Source organism: Pseudomonas entomophila (assembly GCF_029193575.1).
GTDB classification, from domain to species: Bacteria; Pseudomonadota; Gammaproteobacteria; order Pseudomonadales; family Pseudomonadaceae; genus Aquipseudomonas; species Aquipseudomonas entomophila_G.
The window spans coordinates 436,961-463,150 of sequence record NZ_JARGCS010000012.1; the positions used below are offsets into that span (position 1 = coordinate 436,961).

Here is a 26,190-nt window from a genome sequence, read left to right on the forward strand (position 1 = left end):
CCCCGCGATGAGGCCTACCCGATCCCGCGCCCTACATCGGCGTCGGCGCTTGCGCCGGCTTGTCCTTGTTGACCGCCGGCACGTGCAGATTGCCCTCGGCCACCGGGCCTTCGAGCTGAGGCTGGGTGACCCAGGTGAGGATGTCGTAGTAGCGACGGATGTTGGCCACGAAATGCACTGGCTCGCCGCCGCGGGCATAGCCGTACTTGGTCTTGCTGTACCACTGCTTCTGCGACAGGCGTGGCAGCATCTTCTTCACGTCCAGCCACTTGTTCGGGTTGAGCCCCTCGCGCTTGGCCAGGGTGCGCGCGTCTTCCAGGTGGCCGCTGCCGACGTTGTAGGCCGCCAGGGCGAACCAGGTGCGGTCCGGTTCCTTGATGCTGTCGTCGAGCTGCTCCTTGACCACCATGAAGTACTTGGCGCCGCCCTCGATGCTCTGCTTAGGGTCCAGGCGGTTGGACACCCCCATGGCCTGGGCGGTGCGCTGGGTCAGCATCATCAGGCCGCGCACGCCGGTCTTGGAGGTGACCTCCGGCTGCCACATCGACTCCTGGTAGCCGATCGCTGCCAGCAGGCGCCAGTCGACCTGCTCGGTCTTGCCCGAGGTGCGAAAGTGCTTCTCGTACTTGGGCAGGCGCTGCTGCAGGTGCTGGGCGAAGGTGTAGGCGCCGACGTAGCCAAGCACGTCGACGTGGCCGTAGTAGCGGTCCTTCAGGCGCTGAAGCGTGCCGTTCTTCTGCGACTTGTCGAGGAATTCGTTGATCTCGTTGAGCAGGCTGTTGTCGTCGCCGGCGGCCACCGCCCAACGCTGGTCGCGGGCATCGCCCAGGTCGAAGGCCACGCGCACGTTGGAGAAGTACACCTGGTTCATCGCCAGTTCGTTGGAGTCCACCAGGGTCAGGTCGATCTGCCCCTCGTCGACCATGCGCAGTAGGTCGACCACCTCGACGGCGTCGGACTCTTCGTAATCAAGGGTCGGATACTGCTTTTTCAGCGTCGCCAGCTGTTCGGCATGGCTGCTGCCCTTGAGTACCATGATCTTCTTGCCGATCAGGTCCTTGGGTTCGGTGGGTCGGGAGCGGCCGTTGCGGTAGATGACCTGCGGGGTGACCTCCAGGTAGGGGTGGGAGAAACGCGCCTGGGCGGTGCGCTGCTCGCTGCTGACCAGGCCGGCGGCGGCCAGTACCGGGCCGGAGGGTTTGCCCAACTGTTCGAACAGTTCGTCGAGGTTGTCGGCGGTCTCGATTTCCAGCTTCACCCCCAGGTCGTCGGCGAAGCGCTTGACCAGCTCGTATTCGAAGCCGGTCTCGCCGTTGCGGTCCTGGAAGTAGGTGGCCGGGCTGTTGCGGGTGACCACGCGCAGCACGCCGTCCTCCTTCACGCGCTCCAGGGTGCTGGGTTTTTCAACACAGGCACCGAGCATCAGGAAGAGTCCGGTTGCGACGAGCCATTTGGCGCAGCGCTGGCGCAAAGCAGTGTGGGCGAACATAGGTTGCAGTATACGCAAACGGCCGTGCGGACCATATCTCGACAATGTGCGGGTTGTCTGGTAGCGGCTATCGCCGCCCTTCCAGGAGCGGTCCTGCGTCGCGAAAGGGCCGCCCCATGCAGGGGCGGTGGCGGGGGTTGTTTTTTTGACCCGTAAGTCCGGTTCCGCCGCCCGGCAGCATTGCCCTCTGGCGGGTGCCGAAAGCCTTCGAATTAGGCTAGAATGCACGGCCTCTAAGCACACCCCTTCCTGAGGCTGTCCCGACGATGTTGATCCTGCGCGGCGCTCCTGCCCTTTCTGCCTTCCGCCACGGTAAGTTACTCGAGCAACTGAGCCAGAAAGTCCCCGCTGTTTCCGGTTTGTATGCCGAATTCGCCCACTTCGCCGACGTCGATGGCGAACTGACCGCCGACCAGCAGCAGGTGCTGGGCCGCCTGCTCAAGTACGGCCCGAGCGTACCGGTGCAGGAGCCGAGCGGCCGCCTGTTCCTGGTCGTACCGCGCCTGGGCACCATCTCGCCCTGGGCCTCCAAGGCCAGCGACATCGCCCATAACTGCGGCCTGCAGGCCATCCAGCGCCTGGAGCGCGGTATCGCCTACTACGTCGCCGGCAACCTCAGCGACGCCGACGCCGACCTCATCGCCGCCGAGCTGCACGACCGCATGACCCAGCGCGTGCTGACCCAACTGGAGCAAGCCGGCGACCTGTTCAGCCACGCCCAACCCAAGCCGATGACCTCCGTCGACGTGCTCGGCGGTGGCCGCGCCGCGCTGGCCCAGGCCAACATCGACCTGGGCCTGGCCCTGGCCGAAGATGAGGTCGATTACCTGGTCGAGGCCTTCCAGGGCCTGCAGCGCAACCCGAACGACATCGAACTGATGATGTTCGCCCAGGCCAACTCCGAGCACTGCCGCCACAAGATCTTCAACGCCAGTTGGGACATCGACGGCCAGGCTCAGGAAAAGAGCCTGTTCGGCATGATCAAGAACACCTACCAGATGCACAGCGAAGGCGTGCTGTCGGCCTACAAGGACAACGCCTCGGTGATCGTCGGCCACGTCGCCGGCCGCTTCTACCCGAACCCTGAGACCCGCCAGTACGGCGCGGTGCAGGAGCCGGTGCACATCCTGATGAAGGTCGAGACGCACAACCACCCGACCGCCATCGCCCCGTTCTCCGGCGCCTCCACCGGCTCCGGCGGCGAGATCCGCGACGAAGGCGCCACCGGCCGCGGTGCCAAGCCGAAGGCCGGCCTGACCGGCTTCACCGTCTCCAACCTGCGCATCCCGGGCTTCGAACAGCCGTGGGAGCAGGCCTACGGCAAGCCGGGCCGCATCGTCGACGCCCTCGACATCATGGTCGAAGGCCCCCTGGGCGGCGCCGCGTTCAACAACGAATTCGGCCGCCCGGCGCTGACCGGCTACTTCCGTACCTTCGAGCAGAGCATCAACACCCCGCGCGGTGAAGAAGTGCGCGGCTACCACAAGCCAATCATGCTCGCCGGCGGCATGGGCAACATCCGTGAAGACCACGTGCAGAAGGGCGAGATCACCGTCGGCGCCAAGCTGATCGTGCTCGGCGGCCCGGCCATGCTGATCGGCCTGGGCGGCGGCGCCGCCTCGTCGGTGGCCACCGGCGCCAGCTCGGCAGACCTGGACTTCGCCTCGGTGCAGCGCGAGAACCCGGAAATGGAACGCCGCTGCCAGGAGGTCATCGACCGCTGCTGGCAGTTGGGCGAGCAGAACCCTATCGCGTTCATCCACGACGTCGGCGCCGGCGGCATCTCCAACGCCTTCCCCGAGCTGGTCAACGACGGTGGCCGCGGTGGCCGCTTCGAACTGCGCAACGTGCCCAACGACGAGCCGGGCATGGCCCCGCACGAAATCTGGTCCAACGAGTCGCAGGAACGCTACGTGCTGGCCGTCAGCGCCGTCGACTTCGAGCGCTTCAAGGCCATCTGCGAACGCGAGCGTTGCCCGTTCGCCGTGGTCGGCGAGGCCACCGAAGAGAAGCACCTGACCGTCACCGACAGCCATTTCGCCAACACCCCGGTGGACATGCCGCTCGACGTGCTGCTCGGCAAGCCGCCGCGCATGCACCGTTCGGTCACCCGCGAAGCCGAGCTGGGCGATGACTTCGACCCGAGCGGCCTGGACCTGGACAACGCCGTCGAGCGCGTCCTGCACCACCCTGCCGTGGCCAGCAAGAGCTTCCTGATCACCATCGGCGACCGCACCATCACCGGCCTCGTGGCCCGCGACCAGATGGTCGGCCCATGGCAGGTGCCGGTGGCCGACTGCGCCGTCACCGCCACCAGCTTCGACGTCTACACCGGCGAAGCCATGGCCATGGGCGAGCGCACCCCGCTGGCCCTGCTCGACGCCCCGGCTTCGGGCCGCATGGCCATCGGCGAAGTGCTGACCAACCTGGCCGGCGCACGCATCGACAAGCTCTCCGACATCAAGTTGTCGGCCAACTGGATGTCCGCCGCCGGCCACCCCGGTGAAGACGCGCGCCTGTACGACACCGTCAAGGCCGTTGGCATGGAGCTGTGCCCGGAACTGGGCCTGACCATTCCGGTGGGTAAGGACTCCATGTCGATGAAGACCAAGTGGAGCGAGGACGGCGTCGACAAGAGCGTCACCGCGCCGATGTCGCTGATCGTCAGCGGCTTCGCCCCGGTCGCCGACATTCGCGGCACCCTGACCCCGCAACTGCGCATGGACAAGGGCGAGACCGACCTGATCCTGATCGACCTGGGCCGTGGCAAGAACCGCATGGGCGCCTCGATCCTCGCGCAGACCTTCGGCAAGCTTGGCGCCCAGGCGCCGGACGTCGACGACGCCGAAGACCTCAAGGCGTTCTTCGCGGTGATCCAGGGCCTGAACGCCGATGGCCACCTGCTGGCCTACCACGACCGTTCCGACGGCGGCCTGCTGGTCACCGTGCTGGAAATGGCCTTCGCCGGCCACTGCGGCCTCGACCTGCACCTCGACCCGCTGACCGACGCGCGTGGCGAAATCCCGGCCATCCTGTTCAACGAAGAGTTGGGCGCGGTGATCCAGGTGCGCCAGGACGCGACCCCGGACGTGCTCGCCCAATTCAGCGCCGCCGGCCTTGAAGACTGCGTCGCAGTGATCGGCAAGCCGGTCAACAACGGCGAGGTGTCCATCAGCCTGAACGGCGAAGTGCTGTTCGACGACGACCGCCGTCTGCTGCAACGCCAGTGGGCCGAGACCAGCTACCAGATCCAGCGCCTGCGCGACAACGCCGATTGCGCCGACCAGGAATTCGACGTCCTGCTCGAGGAAGACAACCCGGGCCTGTCGGTCAAGCTGGGCTTCGACGTCAATGACGACATCGCCGCGCCGTACATCAAGAAGGGCGTGCGCCCGCAAGTGGCGATCCTGCGTGAGCAGGGCGTCAACGGCCAGGTCGAGATGGCCGCGGCCTTCGACCGTGCCGGCTTCGCTGCCGTCGACGTGCACATGAGCGACATCCTCGCCGGCCGCGTCGACTTCGAAACCTTCAAGGGCCTGGTGGCGTGCGGTGGCTTCTCCTACGGCGACGTGCTCGGTGCCGGTGAGGGCTGGGCCAAGTCGGCGCTGTTCAACGCCCGTGCCCGCGACGCCTTCGAGGCCTTCTTCGCGCGCAACGACAGCTTCGCCCTGGGCGTGTGCAACGGTTGCCAGATGATGTCCAACCTGCACGAGCTGATCCCGGGCACCGAGTACTGGCCGCACTTCGTGCGCAACCGCTCGGAGCAGTTCGAGGCGCGCGTGGCCATGGTCGAGGTGCAGAAGTCCAACTCGATCTTCCTGCAGGGCATGGCCGGTTCGCGCATGCCGATCGCCATCGCCCACGGCGAAGGCCATGCCGAGTTCGCCAGCGAAGAGGCACTGCTGGAAGCCGACCTGTCCGGTTGCGTGGCCCTGCGCTACGTCGACAACCACGGCAAGGTCACCGAAGCCTACCCGGCCAACCCGAACAGCTCGCCGCGGGGTATCACCGGCCTCACCAGCCGCGATGGCCGCGTGACCATCATGATGCCGCACCCTGAGCGTGTGTTCCGTGCCGTGCAGAACTCCTGGCGCCCGGATGAGTGGCACGAAGACGGCGCCTGGATGCGCATGTTCCGTAACGCGCGCGTTTGGGTGAACTAAGGGTGTACAAGCTGGCCTTCTTCGTCCCGGCCAGCCATGTGGAAGTGGTCAAGGCCGCTGTGTTCGCCGCAGGTGGCGGACGCATCGGCGACTACGACCACTGTGCCTGGCAGACCCTTGGCCAAGGCCAGTTCCGCCCGTTGGACGGCAGCCAGCCGTTTCTCGGGCAGGCCGGCCAGGTCGAAGTGGTGGAGGAGTGGAAGGTCGAGTTGGTGGTGGCCGATGCGTTGGTCCGCGATGTCGTCGCGGCGCTCAAGGCCAGCCATCCGTACCAGACACCGGCCTACGAGGTCTGGCCGCTGGCCGATTTCTGAGGTGTCGCTGCAAGGGGCTGCTGTGCAGCCCAATCGCGGGCTTGCCCCGCGATTGGGCCGCGTAGCGGCCCCTTTTACCTTTGCAGCGCCTGGCTCACCCCTGGTGCCTGCGGCCCCATCAGCAAATGCCAGACCCCACCCGCCTGCGGGCTGACGCCTTGGCAGCCCATCGCCAGTAGCCGTTCGCGCGCTACCTTCCCTTCATCCTTCAGCGTCACCCGCACACGGCTTGACGCCACGCACGCCACCGCCAGCACGTTCGCCCGCCCGCCCAGGGCCTCCAGCCATTCCCCCGCCGGCACGGTTTCATCGACCGCCGAAGGCGCGGTCTCGACAACCGGCGCGGTCACCAGCGCTTGCGGCAATGCCGCGCGAATCTCGTCCGCCAGCGCATCCGCCAATGGCCCCACCACCACTTGCAGGCTGCCGCCGTTGCCTGGCCGCACCACGGCCATCGCCCCCAGGCGCTTGAGTTCGTCGTCACGGGCCAGGCCACGGTCGGCCAGCACCAGGCGCAAGCGCGTGGTGCAGGCGTCCACCCCTTGCAGGTTGGCCGCGCCGCCCAATGCCTCGATATAGCCGCGCGCCCGTGGCGCCTCGCCGCCAGCCACCACCCGGTCGGCGGGCTGTTCCTCGCGCCCCGGGGTCTTCAGGTCGAAGCGGCGGATGCAGAAGTCGAACACGAAGTAGTAGACCAGCGCATAGGCCACGCCCACCGGGAACACCAGCCAGCCATTGGTCGAGCGCCCCCAGCCCAGCGCCATGTCGATCGCGCCGCCCGAGAAGGTGAAGCCCAGGCGGATGTTCAACAGGTCGCAGATCGCCATCGACAACCCGGTCAGCAGCGCGTGGATCAGGTACAGCATCGGTGCCAGGAACATGAAGGCGAACTCCACCGGCTCCGTCACCCCGGTCAGCGCCGAGGTCAGCGCCATCGACAGCAGCACCCCGCCGATCAGCTTGCGCCGCCCCGGCAGGGCGTGCCGGTACATGGCCAGGCATGCGGCGGGCAGGCCGAAGATCATCATCGGGAAGATCCCGGCCATGAACTGGCCGGCCTTGGGGTCGCCAGCGAAATAGCGGGCCAGGTCGCCCGTCACCACCTGGCCGTTGACGGCCTCGAAGCTGCCGAAGACGAACCACACCAGGTTGTTCAGGATGTGGTGCAGGCCGGTGATGATCAGCAGGCGGTTGAGCACGCCAAAGAAGAACGCGCCGATGCTGCCGCTCTCCATCATCACTTGGCCCAGGCTGTTGATGCCATGCTGCACGGGTGGCCAGACGATGCCGAACAGCAGCCCCAGGCTTACCGCCGACAGCCCGGTGATGATCGGCACGAAGCGCCGCCCGCCGAAGAACGCCAGGTATTCGGGCAGGCGGATGTCCTTGAAGCGGTTGTACAGGCTGCCGCCGAGCAGGCCGCAAAGGATGCCGGCGAGCATGCCCATGTCGATCTTCGGGTCGATCGTCTTCAGTGTGGCGACCAGGACCAGGTAGCCGATGGCGCCGGCCAGCCCGGCGGTGCCGTTGTTGTCGCGGGCAAAGCCCACGGCGATGCCGACGGCGAAGATCAGCGCCAGGTTGGCGAAGATCGCCTGCCCCGCGTCGTGCACCAGGGCGATGTCGAGCAGGTCGGTGTCGCCCAGGCGCAGCAACAGGCCGGCGATGGGCAGGATGGCGATGGGCAGCATCAAGGCGCGGCCGAGCCGTTGCAGGCCCTGGATGAAGTGCTGGTACATGGTGCGCTCCGAATTATCGTTGTTGGGCGTGGCGGGCCGCAGGTGCGTGCCGGGGGCGGTCGCGCACGTCACGGCAGGCTTGGCGTACGGCCTTGGCACTGGGCAGCGTCAGCAGGTGCTGGGCCAGGTGCGTGCAGTCGGTGGTGTCCAGTTGCCGCACCAGGGCCTTGATCTCGCCGATCTGCGGCGCGCTGACCGACAGCTCGGTCACCCCCAGGCCAACCAGCACCGCTGTCGCCAGCGGGTCGCTGGCCAGGGCGCCGCACACGCCCACCCAACGCTTGTGCTTGGCCGCACCCCGGCAGGTCAGGTCGATCAGGCGCAACACCGCCGGGTGCAGGGCGTCGACCCGCGCGGCCAGGCCGGCATGGTCGCGGTCCATGGCCAGGGTGTACTGCGACAGGTCGTTGGTGCCGATGGAGAAGAAGTCGGCATGCTCGGCCAGGCGCTCGGCGAGCAAGGCTGCCGCCGGCACCTCGATCATCACCCCCAGTTCGGCGCGCTGCGCCACGCCCAGTTCGGCAGCCAGCTGGTCGAGGCGCAGGCGCACGGCAAGCAGCTCGTCGACCTCGGTGACCATGGGCAGCATGATCCGACAACGTCGCTGGGGGTTCACCCGCAGCAGTGCGCGCAATTGCTGGTCGAGCAGTTCCGGGCGCACCTGGCCGAGGCGGATACCGCGCAGGCCCAGCACCGGGTTGGCCTCGGCGGGCAGGGGCAGGTAGTCGAGTTGCTTGTCGCCGCCCACGTCGATGGTGCGGATGATCACCGGGCGCTCGCCCATGGCATCGACCACTGCTTGGTAGGCCGCGCGCTGCTCGCCTTCGTCCGGCGCCGTATGGCGGTCGACGAAGAGGAATTCGCTGCGCAGCAGGCCCACGCCATCGGCGCCCAGGACCACGGCCCGGGCGGCTTCGTCGGCGCCGGCGACGTTGGCTGCGACTTCGATGTGCCGACCGTCGAGGGTGTGAGCCGGGGCATGCGCAGCGGCCTGTTGCCGTTGTCGTTGCTCGCGACGTTCGCGGCATTGCTGCTCGACCTCCAGCAGCCGCGCGGCGTCGGCCTGGGTTTCCAGGCGGCCTTGCTCGGCGTCGAGCACCAGCGGCGTGCCCAGCGGCAGCGCCAGCAGCGCATCGCCGACCGCCACCAGGCAGGGCAGGCCACGGGCGCGGGCGAGGATGGCCACGTGCGAGGTGGCGCCGCCAGCGGCCATGCACAGCCCGGCGATGTCGTGCTGGGCGAGCAGCAGCAGGTCGGACGGGGTCAGCTCGTGGGCGACGACGATGGCCGAAGGCGGCAGTTGCAATTGCCGGGCTTCACCCAACAGGGCGCGCAGCACGCGCTGTTGCAGGTCGTGCAGGTCATTGGCGCGCTCGGCCAGCAGCGGGTTGTCGAGCTTGCGCAGCACCTGGCATTGGGCGTCTATGGCGCGGGCCCAGGCATGGCCGGCGGCCGTGCCCTGGTCGATGTGCTGGTGCGCGGCATCGAGCAGCGCCGGGTCGTCGAGCAAGGCCAGGTGCGCGTCGAGGATCGCGGCGGCGTCCTGCTGGTGGCGTGGCAGGTGGCGCAGGTCCTGTTCGAGGGCGCTGCGCACCTGCGCGAGGGCATCGTGCAGGGCTTGGCGCTGTTCGCCGGGTGTGTTGTGGCCGGGGTCGTCCGGCAGGGCGATATCGTCGAGCCGGGCCAGCGGCCCGTGGGCCAGGCCAGGCGAGGCGCAGACGCCAGTGAGTACGCCGGGTTCGCTGGAGGCGGGCGCGGGCTTGGGCATCAGCGGGGCGGCGGCATGCTGTTCGCTCACGCTCGGCGTGCTCAGCGCCGCCAGCAGCGCTTGCAAGGCAGGCTCGGCGTCGGGGCCGGTGCAGGTGAGCTGCACCTCGTCACCCTCGCCGACGCCCAGGCCCATCACTGCCACCAGGCTGTTCAGCGCGGCGACCTGGCCACGGAAGCGCAGCTCGGCGCGGCTTTGGAAACCTTGCGCGGTATGGCGCAGCAGGGCTGCGGGGCGCGCGTGCAGGCCCCCCTGGTGCGCCACCCGCGCCGAGCCACTGGCGCTGCGCTGCTCGGTTTGGCGGGTGAGGGGATGCGCAGCAGTGGCCTTGGCCTGTACGCCCAATAGCGCAGTGCCGGGTGCGGCCGTGGCGGCGGCCAGTGGCTGCACCGTGAAGTCCTCGCCGTTGCTGATCAACATCACCGTCACCAGGCTGGTGCAGTGTTGCGCCACCAGGTCCAGGTCGAAGTGGATCAGCGCCTGGCCTTCCACCACCCGCTCGCCAAGGCGTACCTGGGGCGTGAAGCCGCGCCCCTGCAGCTGCACGGTATCGACACCGATGTGCAGGAGGACTTCGGCCCCATTGTCGGCGCGCAGGGTCAGGGCGTGGCTGCTGCGGGCGAGCTGGATCACCTCGCCGGCGCAGGGCGCGCGCAGGCAATCGTCGAGTGGGTCGACGGCGATGCCTTCACCCAGCGTGCCGCTGGAAAACACAGGGTCCGGTACCAGGCCAAGCGGCACCAGCGGCCCGCTGAGCGGGGCGTGGAGCGTGACATTGTTGTTATGGGACATCCGCTGTTCCTCGTGGAGTCAGTGCGTGCAGGTCACTTTGCTCAGGTGGCGGGGCTGGTCCGGGTCCAGGCCACGGGCTTCGGCAAGCCCGGCAGCCATGACGTAGAAACTCTGGATCGCCAGCACCGGGTCGAGCGCCGGGTGCCCGGCGCGGGTCAGGGTCAGGTCGCGTTCGCCGATGTCGTCTGGCGCTGCCAGCAGCACCCGGGCACCGCGTTGGCGCATGTCAGCGGCCAGTTGCAGCAGGCCGGCCTGCTCGACGCCACGGGGCGCGAACACCAGCAACGGGTACTGCGCGTCGATCAGCGCCATCGGCCCGTGGCGTACCTCGGCGCTGCTGAAGGCCTCGGCCTGGATCACCGAGGTCTCCTTGAATTTGAGCGCCGCTTCCTGGGCGATGGCGAAGCCGGCGCCACGGCCGATCACCATTAGCCGTTCGCTGGCGCGCAGCACCTCGATGGCCAGGCTCCAGTCCTGGCTGGCGGCTTCGCGCAGTTGCGCGGGCAGCGCGTGGCCCGCGGCCAGCAGTGCCGCGTCCTGGCCCCAGTGGGCAACCAGGCGGGCGCTGGCGGTCAGTGTGGCGACGAAGCTCTTGGTCGCTGCCACGCTCAGTTCGGGGCCGGCGCCCAGCGGCAGGTGGTGCTGGCAGGCCTGCTCCAGCGGCGAGCCTTCAGCGTTGACCAGCGCCACGGTGGTTGCCCCGCACTCGCCGAGGCGGCGCAGGCTTTGCACCAGGTCCGGGCTCTGCCCCGACTGCGACAGGCCCAGCGCCAGTTGGCCACGCACCCGTAGCGGCGCCTGCTGCAAGGTCACCACCGACATCGGCAGCGAGGCGACTGGCAGCCCCAGTTGCTGCATGGCCAGGTAGGCGAAGTAGCTGGCGGCATGGTCGGAACTGCCGCGTGCGACGGTCACCGCTACCTGCGGGTCGAGCGCGCGCAGGCGCTCGGCCAGGGCCGCGCAGGCCGGGTCCAGTTGCTGCAACTGGCGGTCGACGACGGCGGCGCAGGCGCGCGCCTCTTCGAGCATCCTTGAACTCACGAACGATCTCCTTCGACCATCACGGCGGTCAGTTTGAGTTGGCGGTCGAACAGCACCGCGTCGGCCCAGGCGCCGACCTGCAGGCGGCCACGCTCGGCCAGGCCCAGGTAGTCGGCGGGGAATTGCGACAGGCGCTGCGAGGCTTCGGCCAGTGGCAGGCCGATCTTCACCAGGTTGCGCAGCGCCTGGTCCATGGTCAGGGTGCTGCCAGCGAGGGTGCCGTCGGCCAGGCGCACGCCGCCCAGGCACTTGGTCACCGTGTGGCTGCCCAATTGGTACTCGCCATCGGGCATGCCGGCGGCCGCGGTGGAGTCGGTCACGCAGTACAGGCAGGGGATCGCGCGCAGCGCCACGCGCATCGCCCCGGGGTGCACGTGCAGCAGGTCGGGGATCAACTCGGCGAAGCGCGCATGGGCCAGGGCCGCGCCGACGATGCCTGGCTCGCGGTGGTGCAGCGGGCTCATGGCGTTGTAAAGGTGGGTAAAGCTGGTGGCACCGGCCTCCAGGGCGGCGACGCCCTCTTCGTAGCTGCCCAGGGTGTGGCCGACCTGCAGGCGGATGCCGCGCTCGCTCAGGGCGCGGATCAACGGCAGGTGCCCGGCCACTTCCGGGGCGATGGTGATCACCTTGATCGGCGCCAGCGCCAGGTATTCTTCGACCTCGTCGAGCAGCGCCTGATGGGCGAAGTTTGGCTGCGCGCCGAGTTTGCCGGGGTTGATGTACGGGCCTTCGAGGTGCACCCCGAGGATCCGCGCGGCGTTGCCGCGAGGTGCGCGCAGGTGCTCGCCGAGGGCCGCCAGCACGCCGTGCAGTTCCTCGCGCGGCGCGGTCATGGTGGTGGCCAGCAGCGAGGTGGTGCCGAAGCGCAGGTGGGTGCGGGCGATGGTGTCGAAGGCCTCGCGGCCCTGCATCACGTCGCTGCCGCCACCGCCGTGCACGTGCAGGTCGATGAAGCCTGGCAGCAGGTAGGGCAGCTCATTGTCGGCGGGGTCGCAGGGTTCGGCGTCGATGGCCTGGATGCGGCCGTCGGCCACGCTCAGGCGACCACGCACCCAGCCGGTGGGGGTGAGGATATTGGCGATGTCCATGGGGGCTCCGGTTCAGCGCCGCAGTTCGGCGACGAAGTCGTAGTAGTCGTTGCGGCAGTAGGTGTCGGTGATCTCGATCGGGGTGTTGTCGTCGAGGTAGCCGATACGGGTCATCAGCAGCATGGCGGTGCCTGGGGCGATGCCGACCTGGGCGGCGAGCTCGGCGTCGGCGTTGATCGCGCGGATGTGCTGCAGGGCACGGACCACCGGTTTGCCAAGGCGGTCCAGGTGCTGGTAGAGCGAGTCGCCCACCGCCTGTGGGTCGCCGAGCAGGCGTGCCGGCAGGGTGCTGCACTCCACCGCCATGACGATGTCGTCGGCCTTGCGCAGGCGCTTGAGGCGCGCCACCTGGTCGGTGGGCGACAGGCCCAGGCGGATCAGCTCGTCGGTGCTCGGGGCGCCGAGGCGACGGTCCAGCCACTGGGAACTGGGGGTGAAGCCCTTCAGGCGGAGCATTTCGCTGAAGCTCGACAGGCGCGAAAGCGGCTGTTCGAGGCGTGGCGTGATGAAGGTGCCCGAGCCCTGGATGCGGCGGATCAGGCCTTGTTCGAGGAGTACTTCGAGGGCTTTGCGCGCAGTGACCCGGGAGATTTCCAGGGCTTCGCTCAAGGTGCGCTCCGACGGCAGCGCCTGGTCGGCGCTCCATTGGCCGGCGTGGATGGCCTGCTCGAGGTTGCGGGCCAGTTGCAGGTACAGCGGGGTGGACGCGGTTTCGTCCGGGCGCAGGGCGGTCAGGGGGCGCATGCGGGCTTGTCCTGTTATCGTTGTGGTGTGAAAGCTAATACCACTTCAATACCAGGTCAATACCATTGGTCATTCCGATGACAGGCCTGGCCTGTCATCGGAAGGCGCGGCGCTTCAGACCCAGGGGGCGGGCCCGGTATCAGGCAGGTTGGTGAAGCTCCAGAAGCTGGTGTTGGTCAGCTCTTCGATCTCCGCGACGTAGCGCTCGGCTTCGCCCAGCGCTTTCGCGACCTCCGCCAGTGCCTCGTCCAGTTCGGTGGTTTGCAGTTGTCTGAGGGTGTCGATCGATTTGCCCTGCTCGATCTTCTGCGGGTTGCCTTGCGCCCAGTCGTTGACGATCTGCACGTACCAGTCGACGTCATTGGGGTGCGAGATATAGCGCTTGGCCCGTTTGCACAGGTCATTGCCGTCGCTGGCGTTTCCTGCCCAGTGCTCGAACATGGCCTGCCCGATATTGGCCACGGCCTGGGTGGCCAGTTGCACGGCCAAGGTATGGAAAGGGTGGGTGTCGTGGTCTTTGGCCAGTTGTGAATGGGTGGCCAGCGTCTCGCTGTCGGTGTTCGGGTCTTTGTCCAGGTAGACCTGCAAGGTCGCCACATGGTCGCCAGCCCATTTGAGCAACGGTTTCTTGATCAGGTTGGTGGCGTAATCCACGGTTTTGCTGGGTAGCTCAGCGACGGCCTTGATCTTGTTGAACAGCTTGTAAAGCGGGTTGCTGGCGACCTTGTCGCGTGCCTCCAGGTACAGGTTGTAGCTCGAGAGCAGGAAGGTGTCCTGTTCGTCGCTCAGCAGGATCAGCATGATCTGATCGAAGTCGCTGCGCTCCCCCGCCTTGAGAGATTCAGTGTCCTGGCGCTGGTCCGGGTAAAGAAGCTTGGCCAACGGGTCGATCACGCTGCCGACGATGTCCAGGGCCGAGAACATACCGGTGACCACCGGCCATTCGTGTCGGGATGCCTCTCGCGACTCGACGGCGGTCGTCCATACCAAGACCTCGGCATGGCCGAGTTTGCGCAGGCTGAGTTCTACGAAGTTGGAGTGGGCGAAATAGTCCTCCAGTACATGCAGCGCCTCGCCGAAGTAGCGCATGCCGGTGGGCGTCTTGCCTTCCTTCATGGCGGCCTCCAGCTTTCTTTCCATGTACGCGACGGGGCGGCGGATGTACTTCTTCAGCGAACGCTTGGGCATTACCGCGTTGCGCGGGTCGTCTGGGAATACCAGCGGGGAAAATTCCGAATCGATGGTTTTTGGGTCGATCGCGTCCCGGTCCAGGGTGGTGGGGTTGTCGATGTGCTCATGCGGGCGATAGACGCCGAGCATCTTCGGGGTCACTTTGTAGGCCTGTCGGCCCTCGGGCGTCGATTGCAGGCTGTGGAACGCCTTGAGGGCCAGCAAGTCGACGATGGCGGTGAGCTTGGCCCGCGATACCCGGGGCACTTCGTTGTTGAGCAACAGCCGCGCGAGCTCCGCAGCATCGATCGTGGCGTCCTTGGCCGGGTGAACGATCTTGGCGTCGATCAGTTGCGAGTAGTCGCGCAGCCAATTGCCGAAGTAGATGGCCTTGCACTCGTCGTCGGTGAAACCGACGGTCTTCAGGGCGGCCTCTATGGATTCGTGGCCAAAGGACTCGTGGCCGGACTCATCGCCGCTACCTGCGGCAAAGCGCTTTTTTCGCCGACGCAGCTCCTCTGCGGGTTCATCGTCGCCGTCGTCTTGCGGCAGTTCGAACGTCAAGGGGTGGTCGAGGCCAGACTGGGTGTAGGTGGCGAACGTCGTGCCGACCTCGACAGGCTCGCCGTAGAACAGCAACGTTTGCGTGAAGCCAGTGCCAAGGTCTTGCGCAGCGTCCCTCGGCGCTAACGGGGCGTCGCCTTCACCTGCCTCAGCCAGGTAGCGCTCTATCACGCTTTCGATGTACCGCGCGAATGCCTCGAGCATCGCCATCAGCAGCTTGGCGCTGGCACCGTGTTGTTCCAGCGCCACTGCGATCGCTTCCCGACTCACGTGGGTAACCTGCGCGCTGGCATCGAAGACCGCGAGCCCTTCCAGGGTGTCGCTCACCTGGTAGACGGGGTTCTCCAGGGTGTTCTCGTCCAAGTCCTGCTTGAGCCTGACGAACAGGGTCGGGGGGAGGTCGTTGCCGAACAAGGGCCTGAGCAAGTGCGTGAACATTTGGGCACTCAAACGGGTGGCCATGTTGGACAGCTGTTGTAGGGCGAAGGTGCTGTGAAGTTGGCTATCGGTGTTCTGGGAGGGGATGTCGGGCAGTTCGGTCATGGGGTTTGCTCCACATTCAATGGGCCTTCAGCATGTTGCCGAGAGTCCCTCGAATGAATGGTGGAATGTTGCCGGGGCATGAAGCGCGTCCATGTCCAACATCACTGAGGATCCGTTGCTACCTGCTGTGGCTGGCAACTGAAAGGGAGGTGATGCCGACCCAATCGCGGGCTTGCCCCGCGATTGGGCCGGTAAGGCCTGCGCAAATCTTCCGGCAATCAGGCCGTGCCGATCTCGCCACCATCAGTGCGCTGGATCACCACCGTAGACGCCCGGGGCCGCACCGTGGCGCCCGCCGGGGTGGCGTCGGTGGCCTTTTCGGTGTACGGCCAGTTGCCCGGGTGCTGGATATTGATGAACAGCGTCTTGTTGTCAGGCGTGAAGGTAATCCCCGTCACTTCGCAACCATTCGGCCCGACGAAGAACCGTCGCAGGTCGGCCTGGTTCTGCGCGTTCACCGGGGTCTGCTTGCCGGTCGCATCCTTGAGGTCGGTGGGAATCACCGCCAGCAACTGGTCGTTGGTGTAGCTGGTCAGCGTGGCCTCGCCGTTGTCGGTCTCGAACCACAGCACCCCACGGCTATCGAAACTCATGCCGTCGGGGCTGGCGAACTGGTTCAGTTCGGTCAGGCCGGAGCGGTTGATGTCTGGCGCGCCGGCGGCATTCGCGCCGAACACGAAGATGTCCCAGGTGAAGCGCTGGTGATCGTCGCTGTCATGCCAGCGGATGATGTGGCCATGGCGGTTCGGGCCGCGTGGGTTGGCGGCGTCGACTTGCGCCGCGGTGCGCGCGCTGTTGTTGGTCAGGGTCAGGTACACGTCGCCGTTGAGCGGGTTCACCGCTGTCCATTCGGGGCGGTCCATCGGTGTTGCGCCCACCGCGTCGGCGGCACCGCGGGTATTGAGGATGATGCCCGGCAGGTCGCTGTACAGCGCGCCCAAGGTACTGCCGGCAGTGGTCGCGGTGGCGACGTCGAGCAGCAGCCACACGCCGGTGCCGTCGGCGTTGAAGCGCGCCACGTAGAGCTTGCCCTTGTCCAGGTACTTGGCGCCGGTGGCCAGGCGGTCGGCCGGGGTGGCGTCGGCTGGGTCCCACACGGCGTCGGAGACGAACTTGTACAGGTACTCGTTGTTGGAATCGTCGCCGGTGTACCAGACCAGCGGCTTGCCGGCCACCGGCAGGCCCGGGCAGCAGCCTTCGTGGCGGAAGCGGCCAAGGGCCGTGCGCTTTACCGCCAGGGTGGCGGCGTTGTACGGGTCGATCTCGACGATGTAGCCATAGGTGCTGGCTTCGTTGCGGTAGTCATCGGTGGCGGTGGCGCCGCGGGGGGTGATGTCGAAGCGGGCGAACTCGCCGTTCACTTCGCTGCTGTCACCGGCTGCGGTTTCCCATTGGTACTGGCCGCGGGTGGCGCTGACGCCGATGCGCACCTGGTCGGCGGGGCGCACGCCGGTGTTGACGAAGATGCCCGGCCAGTTCTCCTCGCAGGTCAGGTAGGTGCCCCACGGGGTGTAGCCATTGCCGCAGTTGTTGTTGGTGCCGCGGGCCTGGGTGCCGGTGGGCGAGAACGGGGTCTTGACGTGGTCGGTGCCACGCAGGGGGCCGGCGATGTTCATCACCGAGGCGGTGGTGAAGCGGCGGTTGAGTGGGTCGTTGTGCATCACCTGCCAGCGGCCGTTGACCTTGGTCAGGCGCACCACGCCAGCGCCGTGAGCGTTGATTTCCTTGCGCACTTCCTCGACCGGGCGCTTGCCCGCCACGGTGGTCGGGCCGTTGGGGTGCAGCGCGGCGGGCTCGATGTATTCGAAGTTGATCGCCAGCAAGCCATCGTCGGAGCTGCCGTTGATGGGGAAGAAATGCATGCCGTCATGGTTCTGGCCCATGGCGTTGGCCTGGTCGGTGGCGGTGTTGCTGCCGTCGGATTTCCACGGGTTGCCGTTGCTGTTGAGCGGCGTGCCCCACGGCGCCAGGACATAGGCGCTGTAGCCAGCGGCGACGACACAGCCATCGGTGCGCGAACCGGCGATGGATTGGAAGCCCAGCTTGAGTTTCGATGAGTGCGGCTCGGTGACCGGTTTGTCGCGTTCTGAACCGCCGCTGCCGTCGAAGCAGCCGGTCAGGCCGGCGCCGGCGATCATGGCGATGGCGGCGCCAAGGCTGCCGCGCATCATGGTGCGACGGCTCAGGTAGACATCCATCACGCTGGCCATGGGCGGGTTGCCGCTAAGGTTGCGGTCCAGGTTGTCGCCGCTTTCTCGACTCATCAGGGTGTCCTTTCGTTATTGAGTTGAAGGAAACCGCGACTTTAATGCGCAAGTGTGATGATTGATTGGCGGAAATGTTAACGAGGTTTTAAAACGCCCGGTTCTTAATGCGGGCTCTGTCAGATCTTTTCGGCATTTTAGGTGGGGTGTATTCTAAAAAACACATCACTCGATTGGATGCGATGCGCCGCCTCGGGTGTATGTCAGCCAGTGGCTGAGGCGTGGGCAAAATCTGGCAGTTTCCGAGAACGTAGGACGTTACGGGCGAATTTCGATCAGCGTGCCGTCCTTGACCATGCTCCAGACCTCGCGCATGTCGTCGTTGCGCATGGCGATGCAGCCCTCGGTCCAGTCCAGCGTGTGGAAGTACCACTCGGGGTATTCCTCGTTGATCGGCGTGCCGTGGATCATGATCATGCTGCCGGGGTTGAGCCCTTCGCGGCGAGCCTTGGCGGCATCGGTGATGTTCGGGTAGGAAATGTGCATGGCCAGGTTGTAGCGGTCGCTGACCTTGCGCCAGTCGAGCCAGTAGAAACCTTCGGGAGTTTTCTTGTCGCCTTCGCGTTCCTTGGCGCCCTTGGGCTGCTTGCCCAGGGAGATACGGTAGGTCTTGAGCGGCTCGCCACGGCTGATCAACTGCAGGCGGCGCTCGGACTTGAGCACCAGCACCTTGTCGATCATCGGCGCGTTCGTGGCCGGCGACTGCAAGGCCTGTGGCTGCTTGGCCGGCTGCGGGTTGCGGAGGATGGTCTCGGTGAAGGCCGCCTGGGACACCGAGGCGACGCTGAGGCAGATGAGGGCGAGCAACCAGCGCATGAAACCGTATCCTGAAAGCTAGGTAGTGGACGACGCGACGTTCATGGGCGGCAGGTACTCATGGCCGATGGGGTACTGCTGCCCGACGCGGTCGCGATAATAGCATTCTAGTGTGCGTGTGACGGTGCGGAAAGCCAGCTCGCCCCAGGGAATCTCGTGTTCCTCGAACAGTCGCACCTCCAGGCTCTCGACGCCGACGGCGAAACCCAGGTCGGCAAGCTCGGCGCGGAAGAACACGTGCACCTGGTTGATGTGCGGCAGGTCGAACAGTTGGTACAGGCTCATCGCCCCGACCCGCGCGCAGGCTTCCTCGACGGTTTCGCGACGGGCGGCCTGGTCGATCGTCTCGCCGTTCTCCATGAAACCGGCGGGCAGGGTCCAGAAACCGCGGCGTGGCTCGATGGCGCGGCGGCACAACAGCACCTGGCTGCCCCAGGTGGGCAGCACCCCGGCGACGATATTGGGGTTCTGGTAGTGGATGGTCTGGCAGGAGTCGCAGACATACCGCAGGCGGCTGTCGCCCTCGGGGATCCGCTGAATGACCGGTTGGCCGCACGCGCTGCAGAATTTCATGCTTTGCTTCCCTTTAGATGCGGCTATCTTGGCGCGCCCGGCGGCCTGGCCGCAAGCGGGCAGGGCTTGGGTGCCCCGCGCCTTTGGTGCATCATGCACGGCAGGCCTTGGAATCGAGAGTGCGTAATGCTGGACGAGCTTCTTCGCCGAATGAGCAACCATACCCCCGCGTCGCTGGAGACGGACCACCGTTTTCCCGAAGCGGCGGTGCTGTTGCCCATCACCCGCAGCGAAGAGCCCGAGCTGGTGCTGACCCTGCGCGCCAAGGGCCTGTCGACCCATGGCGGCGAAGTGGCCTTTCCTGGTGGCCGACGCGACCCGGAAGACCCCGACCTGATCTTCACCGCGCTGCGCGAGGCCGAGGAGGAAATCGGCCTGCCGCCTGGGCTGGTCGAGGTGGTCGGCCCGCTCAGCCCGCTGATTTCCTTGCACGGCCTGAAGGTAACGCCGTTCGTCGGGCTGATCCCGGACTATGTCGAGTACCGCGCCAACGACGCCGAGATCGCCGCGGTGTTCACCGTGCCCCTTGCTTTCTTCCGCCAGGACCCGCGCGACCACACCCACCGCATCGACTACCAGGGCCGCAGCTGGTACGTGCCCAGCTACCGCTATGGCGACTACAAGATCTGGGGGCTGTCGGCGATCATGATCGTCGAGCTGGTCAACCTGCTGTTCGATGCCGGCATCAGCCTGCACCAGCCGCCAGAACGTTTCATCCAGACCTGAGCGGGGCCCACCCCGCCGCCTGCGTTCAACCGTGAGGAGCGACACATGAAATACCGCCTGGGCGACCTGCGGGTCGAGACCCACCCCACCAGCTGGGCCGCGCCCAATGCGACGCTGATCGGCAAGGTGCGCCTGCAGGCCCACGCCAACGTGTGGTTTGGCGCGGTGCTGCGCGGCGACAACGAGCTGATCGACATCGGCGAGGGCAGCAACGTGCAGGACGGCACGGTGATGCACACCGACATGGGCTCGCCGCTGACCCTGGGCAAGGGCGTGACCATCGGCCACAACGCCATGCTGCATGGCTGCACCGTCGGCGACTACAGCCTGGTCGGCATCAACGCGGTGATCCTCAACGGCGCGCGCATCGGCAAGCACTGCATCATCGGCGCCAACGCGCTGATTCCTGAAGGCAAGGAGATCCCCGACGGTTCGCTGGTGATGGGCTCGCCCGGCAAGGTGGTGCGTGAGCTGACCGACGCGCAGAAGCGTATGCTCGAGGCCAGTGCGGCGCATTACGTGCACAACGCCGAGCGTTACGCGCGTGAACTGGTGGTCGATGATGAATGAGCAAGAGCGCCCGGTGGCCTCGCCGTGCGTGAACATCTGTGCGCTGGATGAGCAGGATGTGTGCATCGGCTGCCAGCGCACCGTGCAGGAAATCACCCGTTGGACGCGAATGGACAACCAGGAGCGGCGGCGGGTGCTCGAACTGTGCCATGAGCGGGCGGTGGCGGCGGGGCTGGTCATCGGTTGACGCAGTGGCTGTGCCGGCCCTGTCGCGGGGTTGCCCCGCGATAGGGCCGACGCTAATCTGTCGCGCTTGCCCAACGGTCCCCCGACATGTTCTATCTCCTCGCCTACATCAGCAGCGTGGTGCTGATCAACTACGCCTTCTCCAGTGCCCCGCACCTGGACGTGATCTGGTCCGCCTGGGGCGGCTTGGTGTTCATCCTGCGCGACATGGTGCAGACCCGCTACGGCCACGGCGCGCTGCTGGCCATGCTGGTGGCCCTGGTGCTGTCGTACGTCACCTCGGAGCCGGCCATCGCCCTGGCCAGCGCCACCGCGTTCTTCGTCTCGGAGCTGATCGACTGGCTGGTGTTCAGCATCACCCGCCGGCCCCTGCGCGACCGCCTGTGGCTGAGCTCGGCGCTGAGCATTCCGGTGGACACCTTCATCTTCTTCGGCATGATCGGCGCGCTGACCCCGGCCGTGGTCGGCACCGCGCTGGCCTCGAAGTTCGCCGGGGTGACGGCGGTGTGGTTGATCATGGCCTGCCGCGCGCGGCGCAGGGTCGTTGCCGGCTGACCCCACGCCCGGTGGGGCGGCCTTGTGTCGCGAAAGGTCCGCAAAGCGCCTCCAACAGCCACGCACGCAGGTGTAGAATACTGGTCCTTTTTCAGCGGGCAGCACGCCCACGACGCCTTCGAGGACCTGGAATGACCCGTATCGGAACCCCATTGTCGCCCACCGCGACCCGTGTACTGCTGTGTGGCTGCGGCGAGCTGGGCAAGGAAGTGGTGATCGAGCTGCAGCGCCTGGGCGTCGAGGTGATCGCCGTGGACCGCTACGCCAACGCTCCCGCCATGCAGGTCGCGCACCGCAGCCACGTGATCAACATGCTCGACGGCGTCGCCCTGCGCGCGGTGATCGAGGCCGAGAAACCGCACTACATCGTGCCGGAAATCGAAGCAATCGCCACCGCCACGCTGGTCGAGCTGGAGAACGAAGGCTTCAACGTGGTGCCCACCGCCCGCGCCACCCAGCTGACCATGAACCGCGAAGGCATCCGCCGCCTGGCTGCCGAAGAGCTGGACCTGCCAACCTCGCCGTACCACTTCGCCGACACCTTCGAAGACTACGCCAAGGCCGTCGACGACCTGGGCTACCCGTGCGTGGTCAAGCCGGTGATGAGCTCCTCGGGCAAGGGCCAGAGCCTGCTGCGCAGCGCCGACGACCTGCGCAAGGCCTGGGACTACGCCCAGGAAGGCGGCCGCGCCGGCAAGGGCCGGGTGATCATCGAGGGATTCATCGACTTCGACTACGAAATCACTCTGCTGACCGTGCGCCACGTGGGCGGCACGACCTTCCTGCAGCCGGTCGGCCACCGTCAGGAGAAGGGCGACTACCAGGAATCGTGGCAGCCCCAGGCCATGAGCGAGAAGGCCCTGGCCGAGTCGCAGCGCGTGGCCCAGGCGGTCACCGATGCCCTGGGCGGCCGTGGCCTGTTCGGCGTCGAGCTGTTCGTCAAAGGCGACCAGGTGTGGTTCAGCGAAGTCTCGCCACGCCCGCACGACACGGGCCTGGTGACGCTGATCTCCCAGGACCTGTCGCAGTTCGCCCTGCATGCGCGCGCCATCCTTGGCCTGCCGATCCCGGCGGTACGCCAGTTCGGGCCGTCGGCTTCGGCGGTGATCCTGCCCGAGGGCCAGTCGCAGCAGACCAGCTTCGCCAATCTCGGCGCGGCGCTGAGCGAGCCGGACACCGCTATTCGCTTGTTTGGCAAGCCGGAAATCAACGGCACCCGCCGCATGGGCGTGTGCCTGGCGCGCGATGAGTCGATCGAAGCGGCGCGCGCCAAGGCGACCCGGGCTTCGCAGGCGGTGAAGGTCGAGTTCTGATCGCCAGAGGGGCTGCTTTGTAGCCCATCGCGGGGCAAGCCCGCGCCTACAAAGGAAGGGGCCGCAGATGCGGCCCCTTCTTTTTAAAGCGAGGTATCGCGGGTTTCTTTCAGGCACAGCACGGCGATCAGGCTGAGCACCGCCGCCACCGACACATAGCCCCCCACCCAGCTCAACCCACCCATGCTCACCAGTTGCTGGGCGAAGAACGGTGCCGCCGAGGCGCCGACGATGCCGCCCAGGTTGTACGCCGCCGACGCGCCGGTGTAGCGCACGTGGGTCGGGAACAGCTCAGGCAGCAAGGCGCCCATCGGCGCGAAGGTGATGCCCATCAGGAACAGTTCGATGGCCAGGAACAGCGCCACGCCGGTGCTCGAACCCGAGGTCAGCAGCGGCTCCATGGTGAAGCCCGAGGCTACCGCCAGCAGGCCGCCGACGATCAGCACCGGCTTGCGCCCGTAGCGGTCGCTGAGCCAGGCCGACAGCGGCGTGGCCAGGGCCATGAAGACCACCGCGAAGCACAGCATGCCAAGGAAGCTTTCGCGGCTGTAGCCCAGGGTCGACACGCCGTAGCTCAGCGAGAACACCGTGGAGATGTAGAACAGCGCGTAGCACACCACCATGGCGCCCGCGCCCAGCAGGGTCGGCAGCCAGTACTTGGCGAACAGGTCGACCACCGGCATCTTCACCCGCTCGTGGCGCGCCACGGCCTGGGCGAACACCGGGCTTTCCTCGAGCTTCAGACGCACATACAGGCCAACGATCACCAGCGCCGAGCTGAGCAGGAACGGGATGCGCCAGCCCCAGGCACGGAACTGCTCGTCGCTGAGCACCAGGGCCAGGGTCAGGAACAGGCCGTTGGCGGCAAGGAAACCGATCGACGGGCCCAGTTGCGGGAACATGCCGAACCAGGCGCGCTTGCCCGCCGGGGCGTTCTCGGTGGCCAGCAGCGCCGCGCCGCCCCATTCTCCGCCCAGCCCCAGGCCCTGGCCGAAGCGCAGCACGCAGAGGAGGATCGGCGCCCACACGCCGATGCTGTCATAGCCGGGCAGCACGCCGATCAACGTGGTGGACACGCCCATCAACAGCAGCGAGGCCACCAGTGTCGACTTGCGGCCGATGCGGTCGCCGAAGTGGCCGAACAGCGCCGAGCCCAGCGGGCGGGCGAGGAAGGCGATGCCGAAGGTGAGGAAGGCTGCGAGCATCTGCGCGGTGCCGGAGCCCGAGGGGAAGAACACCGGGCCGATCACCAGCGCGGCGGCGGTGGCGTAGACGTAGAAATCGTAGAATTCGATGGCGGTGCCGATGAAGCTCGCGGTGGCCACCCGCGCGGGCGAGTTGGCCGGGGCGGACGGGGTCGAGTCGGCGTAGGTGCTGCTGGTCGTCATGCGTAGGTCCCTGACAGTCGTTCGCTCCCTGGGCGGTGCACGGCACGCGCAGGCAGGAGCGTCTTTATTGTTGATCGCCCGACTGACGATAGCCCAAGGGGTGGGGGCAGGCAGGCACTGTTCGGGGTCGTGACGCAGGGCCGCGGGGCGTGTCGGTGGGGCGGACTGGCCGTGGGAGCGCCGGGTGCGGGTAGCGGGCGGGACGGCGGGGCTGGGTAAGCGTTGGGCGAGTATAGCCAGGCTTCATGCGAAAAGTCCCTGCTCGTCGCGCAGGGGCTTTGGTTGCGAAGCCTAGCGGCTGATCGCCCACACCAGCACCTTGCTGGCGCAATTGTCCTCGGTTTCGAGGACTTCCATGCGATAACGGCCGATCTTCAGGCACACGGCGCTTTCCGGGATGCTTTCCAGCGCTTCGGTGACCAGGCCGTTGAGGGTCTTCGGCCCGCCGTCGCACGGCAGGTGCCAGCCGAGGCTGCGGTTCAGCTCGCGCAGCGAGGCGGTGCCTTCGATGACGAAACGGCCGTCGGGCTGCGGATGGATGTGCGGGTTGTCCAGGCTCTGTTCGTCTTCGAACTCGCCAACGATCTCTTCGAGGATGTCTTCCAGGGTGACGATCCCCAGCACTTCACCGTACTCGTCCACCACCACGCCCAAGCGCCGCTGCTGCTTGTGGAAGTTCAGCAACTGCATTTGCAGGGGCGTGCTTTCAGGCACGAAGTAGGGCTCGTAGCAGGCGGCTTGCAGGGCCTCGAAGGTCAACTCGGCGCGTGGCAGCAGGTGGCTGATCAGCTTGGTGTTGAGTACCGCTTCGACCTGGTTGATGTCGTCGTGATACACCGGCAGGCGCGTGTGCCGGCTGATGATCAACTGCTCGACGATGCTTTCGATGGGGTCGTCGAGGTTGATGCCGTCCACTTCGTTGCGCGGTACCAGGATGTCGTTGACGGTGATCTTGTCCAGCGCCTGCAAGCCGTCGAGCAAGCCGTTGCGTGGCGCTTCGGTGGGAGCGTCCTCGTCGAAGGCGTCATCGGCCTGTGGGTGCAGGGCCACGGCGTTGGGCTGCACACGGAAGGGACGCAGGACCAGCCTGGCCACGCCATCGAGGGCGCAGGCCAACGGTTGCAGGACAGCGAGCGGCAGTTTGAGCAGGCTGGCGCCCAGGGCGAGGAACGCTTGCGGGTTGCGTCGCACCAGGCGCCGCGGCAGGTATTCGGCGAACACCAGTAACGCCACAGTGGCGCCCAGGCCGGCCAGCCAGAAGCCATGCTCGCCACTGTGGCGCTGGCCGATCAGGCAGGCCAGGCCAAGCACCAGCAGCTTGCCGAGGCTGGCACAGAGCACCAGGGCCTGGGCGGGCAGGGCGGGTTCGCCGTGGTCGGTCGGGCGGTTATGCCCGTTGAGCTGCTGGCGGGCGGCATCGACGGCGCTGAACAACGCCGACCACAGCAGTGCCAGTGTCAAAGTGCCGAGCAGCGGGGCGTGCGGCAAGGTGTCCATGGGCGACCGTCAGATGTGCAGGATGAATTCGCGGACCAGCTTGCTGCCGAAATAGGCCAGCATCAGCAGGCAGAAGCCCGCCAGGGTCCAGCGGATCGCCTTGTGTCCGCGCCAGCCCAGGCGGGTGCGGCCCCACAGCAGCACGCTGAACACCACCCAGGCCAGGCACGCGAGGGACGTCTTGTGCACCAGGTGCTGGGCGAACAGGTTGTCGAGGAACAGCCAGCCGGAGATCAGTGACAGCGACAGCAGGCCCCAGCCGGCCCAGAGGAAGCCGAACAGCAGGCTTTCCATGGTTTGCAGCGGCGGGAAGTTGCGGATCAACCCCGAGGGGTGCTTGTGCTTGAGCTGGTGGTCCTGCAGCAACAGCAACAGGGCCTGGAACACGGCGATGGTGAACAGCCCGTAGGCCAGGATCGACAGCAGGATGTGCGCGAGGATGCCGGGCTCTTCGTTGATCAGCGGCACCGTACCGGGCGGGGCGAACTGCGCCAGCAGGGTGGTCACCGCGCCCAGGGGGAACAGCAGCACCAGCAGGTTCTCTACCGGGATGCTCAGGCTCGCCAGCAGGGTCAGGGCGATCACTGCGGCGGCGATCAGGCTGGCGGCGCTGAAGAAATCGAGGCTCAGGCCCAGGGGGGTGATCAACTGGAAGAACAGCGCGCCGGCCTGTGCCAGCACGGCGATCACGCCCAGCAAGCCGAGCAGCCGTTTGTCGGCTTTCGCGCCTTGCGCCAGGCGCGAGCCCTGGTAGGCCGTGGCGGCGATATAAAGGACGGCCGCGAGCAGGTTGGGGATGAGGCTGGGTGAGGAGAACATAAGTCCTGGTAGGCGAGCCCTTAAAGGGAGTGAGTTTGGCATAGAACGCGTCTGGCAAGGAAGACTGT

Annotated in this window: 20 protein-coding genes; 7 read left to right on the forward strand and 13 right to left on the reverse strand. The window is 66.8% G+C overall.

The window, feature by feature from the left end:
- Window positions 1-31: 31 nt before the first annotated feature.
- The gene (gene mltF, locus P0Y43_RS06735; protein ID WP_275636513.1) at window positions 32-1,489 is read right to left on the reverse strand and encodes a membrane-bound lytic murein transglycosylase MltF; all 1,458 of its coding nucleotides are present in this window, start codon (window positions 1,487-1,489) and stop codon (window positions 32-34) included.
- A 266-nt stretch (window positions 1,490-1,755) separates the two neighbouring features.
- On the opposite strand from mltF, the gene purL reads away from it, so the two are divergent.
- Window positions 1,756-5,652, forward strand: a complete 3,897-nt coding sequence (gene purL, locus P0Y43_RS06740) for a phosphoribosylformylglycinamidine synthase (RefSeq protein ID WP_275636514.1) — start codon at window positions 1,756-1,758, stop codon at window positions 5,650-5,652.
- A 2-nt stretch (window positions 5,653-5,654) separates the two neighbouring features.
- Entirely contained in the window at window positions 5,655-5,966 is a 312-nt protein-coding gene (locus tag P0Y43_RS06745; protein WP_275636515.1) for an NGG1p interacting factor NIF3, read from the forward strand.
- 74 nt (window positions 5,967-6,040) lie between these two features.
- Here the strand turns inward: P0Y43_RS06745 and nagE are convergent, their stop codons facing one another.
- From nagE to P0Y43_RS06790, 9 genes are all read right to left on the reverse strand, one after another.
- A complete protein-coding gene (gene nagE / locus P0Y43_RS06750; protein ID WP_275636516.1) occupies window positions 6,041-7,705 on the reverse strand; it encodes an N-acetylglucosamine-specific PTS transporter subunit IIBC in 1,665 nt (554 codons plus the stop codon).
- A gap of 13 nt (window positions 7,706-7,718) precedes the next feature.
- On the reverse strand, window positions 7,719-10,265 hold the full coding sequence (ptsP, locus tag P0Y43_RS06755) for a phosphoenolpyruvate--protein phosphotransferase (RefSeq protein ID WP_275636517.1): 2,547 nt from the start codon (window positions 10,263-10,265) through the stop codon (window positions 7,719-7,721).
- A gap of 18 nt (window positions 10,266-10,283) precedes the next feature.
- A complete protein-coding gene (locus P0Y43_RS06760; RefSeq protein ID WP_275636518.1) occupies window positions 10,284-11,306 on the reverse strand; it encodes an SIS domain-containing protein in 1,023 nt (340 codons plus the stop codon).
- The gene (gene nagA, locus P0Y43_RS06765) at window positions 11,303-12,394 is read right to left on the reverse strand and encodes an N-acetylglucosamine-6-phosphate deacetylase (protein WP_275636519.1); all 1,092 of its coding nucleotides are present in this window, start codon (window positions 12,392-12,394) and stop codon (window positions 11,303-11,305) included. Before nagA ends, P0Y43_RS06760 begins: the two co-directional genes overlap by 4 nt.
- A gap of 12 nt (window positions 12,395-12,406) precedes the next feature.
- Window positions 12,407-13,138, reverse strand: coding sequence for a GntR family transcriptional regulator (locus P0Y43_RS06770; protein ID WP_275636520.1), 732 nt, complete (start codon window positions 13,136-13,138; stop codon window positions 12,407-12,409).
- Window positions 13,139-13,252: 114 nt separating this feature from the next.
- Window positions 13,253-15,415 carry an HET-C-related protein gene (locus P0Y43_RS06775; protein WP_275636521.1) on the reverse strand — a complete coding sequence of 721 codons (2,163 nt, stop codon included), beginning with the start codon at window positions 15,413-15,415 and terminating at the stop codon, window positions 13,253-13,255.
- Window positions 15,416-15,633: 218 nt separating this feature from the next.
- Complete coding sequence (locus tag P0Y43_RS06780) at window positions 15,634-17,679, reverse strand: PhoX family protein (RefSeq protein WP_275636522.1); 2,046 nt, start codon at window positions 17,677-17,679, stop codon at window positions 15,634-15,636.
- A 258-nt stretch (window positions 17,680-17,937) separates the two neighbouring features.
- A complete protein-coding gene (locus tag P0Y43_RS06785) occupies window positions 17,938-18,495 on the reverse strand; it encodes a L,D-transpeptidase family protein (RefSeq protein WP_275636523.1) in 558 nt (185 codons plus the stop codon).
- An 18-nt stretch (window positions 18,496-18,513) separates the two neighbouring features.
- On the reverse strand, window positions 18,514-19,068 hold the full coding sequence (locus P0Y43_RS06790; RefSeq protein WP_275636524.1) for an NUDIX hydrolase: 555 nt from the start codon (window positions 19,066-19,068) through the stop codon (window positions 18,514-18,516).
- A gap of 126 nt (window positions 19,069-19,194) precedes the next feature.
- Between P0Y43_RS06790 and P0Y43_RS06795 the strand changes: the two genes are divergently transcribed.
- The 5 genes from P0Y43_RS06795 (at window position 19,195) to purT (ending at window position 22,418) form a co-directional block, all read left to right on the forward strand.
- Window positions 19,195-19,794, forward strand: coding sequence for a CoA pyrophosphatase (locus tag P0Y43_RS06795; RefSeq protein WP_275636525.1), 600 nt, complete (start codon window positions 19,195-19,197; stop codon window positions 19,792-19,794).
- Between the two features lie 45 nt (window positions 19,795-19,839).
- Window positions 19,840-20,364: a gamma carbonic anhydrase family protein gene (locus P0Y43_RS06800; RefSeq protein ID WP_275636526.1), complete on the forward strand. Its 525-nt coding sequence runs from the start codon at window positions 19,840-19,842 to the stop codon at window positions 20,362-20,364.
- Window positions 20,357-20,551 carry a DUF1289 domain-containing protein gene (locus tag P0Y43_RS06805; RefSeq protein ID WP_275636527.1) on the forward strand — a complete coding sequence of 65 codons (195 nt, stop codon included), beginning with the start codon at window positions 20,357-20,359 and terminating at the stop codon, window positions 20,549-20,551. Before P0Y43_RS06800 ends, P0Y43_RS06805 begins: the two co-directional genes overlap by 8 nt.
- Window positions 20,552-20,637: 86 nt before the next feature.
- Window positions 20,638-21,105, forward strand: coding sequence for a VUT family protein (locus P0Y43_RS06810; RefSeq protein ID WP_275636528.1), 468 nt, complete (start codon window positions 20,638-20,640; stop codon window positions 21,103-21,105).
- Window positions 21,106-21,236: 131 nt separating this feature from the next.
- On the forward strand, window positions 21,237-22,418 hold the full coding sequence (gene purT / locus P0Y43_RS06815; protein ID WP_275636529.1) for a formate-dependent phosphoribosylglycinamide formyltransferase: 1,182 nt from the start codon (window positions 21,237-21,239) through the stop codon (window positions 22,416-22,418).
- 83 nt (window positions 22,419-22,501) lie between these two features.
- Here purT and P0Y43_RS06820 read toward each other — a convergent pair whose 3' ends face one another.
- The 3 genes from P0Y43_RS06820 to P0Y43_RS06830 all read right to left on the reverse strand — a co-directional run bounded on the left by P0Y43_RS06820 (window position 22,502) and on the right by P0Y43_RS06830 (window position 26,122).
- Window positions 22,502-23,806 carry an MFS transporter gene (locus tag P0Y43_RS06820; RefSeq protein WP_275636530.1) on the reverse strand — a complete coding sequence of 435 codons (1,305 nt, stop codon included), beginning with the start codon at window positions 23,804-23,806 and terminating at the stop codon, window positions 22,502-22,504.
- 291 nt (window positions 23,807-24,097) lie between these two features.
- Entirely contained in the window at window positions 24,098-25,303 is a 1,206-nt protein-coding gene (locus P0Y43_RS06825) for a transporter associated domain-containing protein (protein ID WP_275636531.1), read from the reverse strand.
- A 9-nt stretch (window positions 25,304-25,312) separates the two neighbouring features.
- Entirely contained in the window at window positions 25,313-26,122 is an 810-nt protein-coding gene (locus P0Y43_RS06830) for a cytochrome C assembly family protein (protein WP_275636532.1), read from the reverse strand.
- Between the last annotated feature and the right edge of the window lie 68 nt (window positions 26,123-26,190).

What these genes read in the sequence shown, in the direction of transcription:
- P0Y43_RS06825 (WP_275636531.1), bottom strand. Translation starts at nt 25,303, where the DNA reads ATGGACACCTTGCCGCACGCCCCGCTGCTCGGCACTTTGACACTGGCA.
- P0Y43_RS06770 (WP_275636520.1), bottom strand. Translation starts at nt 13,138, where the DNA reads ATGCGCCCCCTGACCGCCCTGCGCCCGGACGAAACCGCGTCCACCCCG.
- P0Y43_RS06780 (WP_275636522.1), bottom strand. Translation starts at nt 17,679, where the DNA reads ATGAGTCGAGAAAGCGGCGACAACCTGGACCGCAACCTTAGCGGCAAC.
- P0Y43_RS06800 (WP_275636526.1), top strand. Translation starts at nt 19,840, where the DNA reads ATGAAATACCGCCTGGGCGACCTGCGGGTCGAGACCCACCCCACCAGC.
- purL (WP_275636514.1), top strand. Translation starts at nt 1,756, where the DNA reads ATGTTGATCCTGCGCGGCGCTCCTGCCCTTTCTGCCTTCCGCCACGGT.
- P0Y43_RS06790 (WP_275636524.1), bottom strand. Translation starts at nt 19,068, where the DNA reads ATGAAATTCTGCAGCGCGTGCGGCCAACCGGTCATTCAGCGGATCCCC.
- ptsP (WP_275636517.1), bottom strand. Translation starts at nt 10,265, where the DNA reads ATGTCCCATAACAACAATGTCACGCTCCACGCCCCGCTCAGCGGGCCG.
- purT (WP_275636529.1), top strand. Translation starts at nt 21,237, where the DNA reads ATGACCCGTATCGGAACCCCATTGTCGCCCACCGCGACCCGTGTACTG.
- nagA (WP_275636519.1), bottom strand. Translation starts at nt 12,394, where the DNA reads ATGGACATCGCCAATATCCTCACCCCCACCGGCTGGGTGCGTGGTCGC.
- nagE (WP_275636516.1), bottom strand. Translation starts at nt 7,705, where the DNA reads ATGTACCAGCACTTCATCCAGGGCCTGCAACGGCTCGGCCGCGCCTTG.
- P0Y43_RS06830 (WP_275636532.1), bottom strand. Translation starts at nt 26,122, where the DNA reads ATGTTCTCCTCACCCAGCCTCATCCCCAACCTGCTCGCGGCCGTCCTT.
- P0Y43_RS06785 (WP_275636523.1), bottom strand. Translation starts at nt 18,495, where the DNA reads ATGCGCTGGTTGCTCGCCCTCATCTGCCTCAGCGTCGCCTCGGTGTCC.
- P0Y43_RS06775 (WP_275636521.1), bottom strand. Translation starts at nt 15,415, where the DNA reads ATGACCGAACTGCCCGACATCCCCTCCCAGAACACCGATAGCCAACTT.
- P0Y43_RS06810 (WP_275636528.1), top strand. Translation starts at nt 20,638, where the DNA reads ATGTTCTATCTCCTCGCCTACATCAGCAGCGTGGTGCTGATCAACTAC.
- P0Y43_RS06820 (WP_275636530.1), bottom strand. Translation starts at nt 23,806, where the DNA reads ATGACGACCAGCAGCACCTACGCCGACTCGACCCCGTCCGCCCCGGCC.
- mltF (WP_275636513.1), bottom strand. Translation starts at nt 1,489, where the DNA reads ATGTTCGCCCACACTGCTTTGCGCCAGCGCTGCGCCAAATGGCTCGTC.
- P0Y43_RS06795 (WP_275636525.1), top strand. Translation starts at nt 19,195, where the DNA reads ATGCTGGACGAGCTTCTTCGCCGAATGAGCAACCATACCCCCGCGTCG.
- P0Y43_RS06805 (WP_275636527.1), top strand. Translation starts at nt 20,357, where the DNA reads ATGAATGAGCAAGAGCGCCCGGTGGCCTCGCCGTGCGTGAACATCTGT.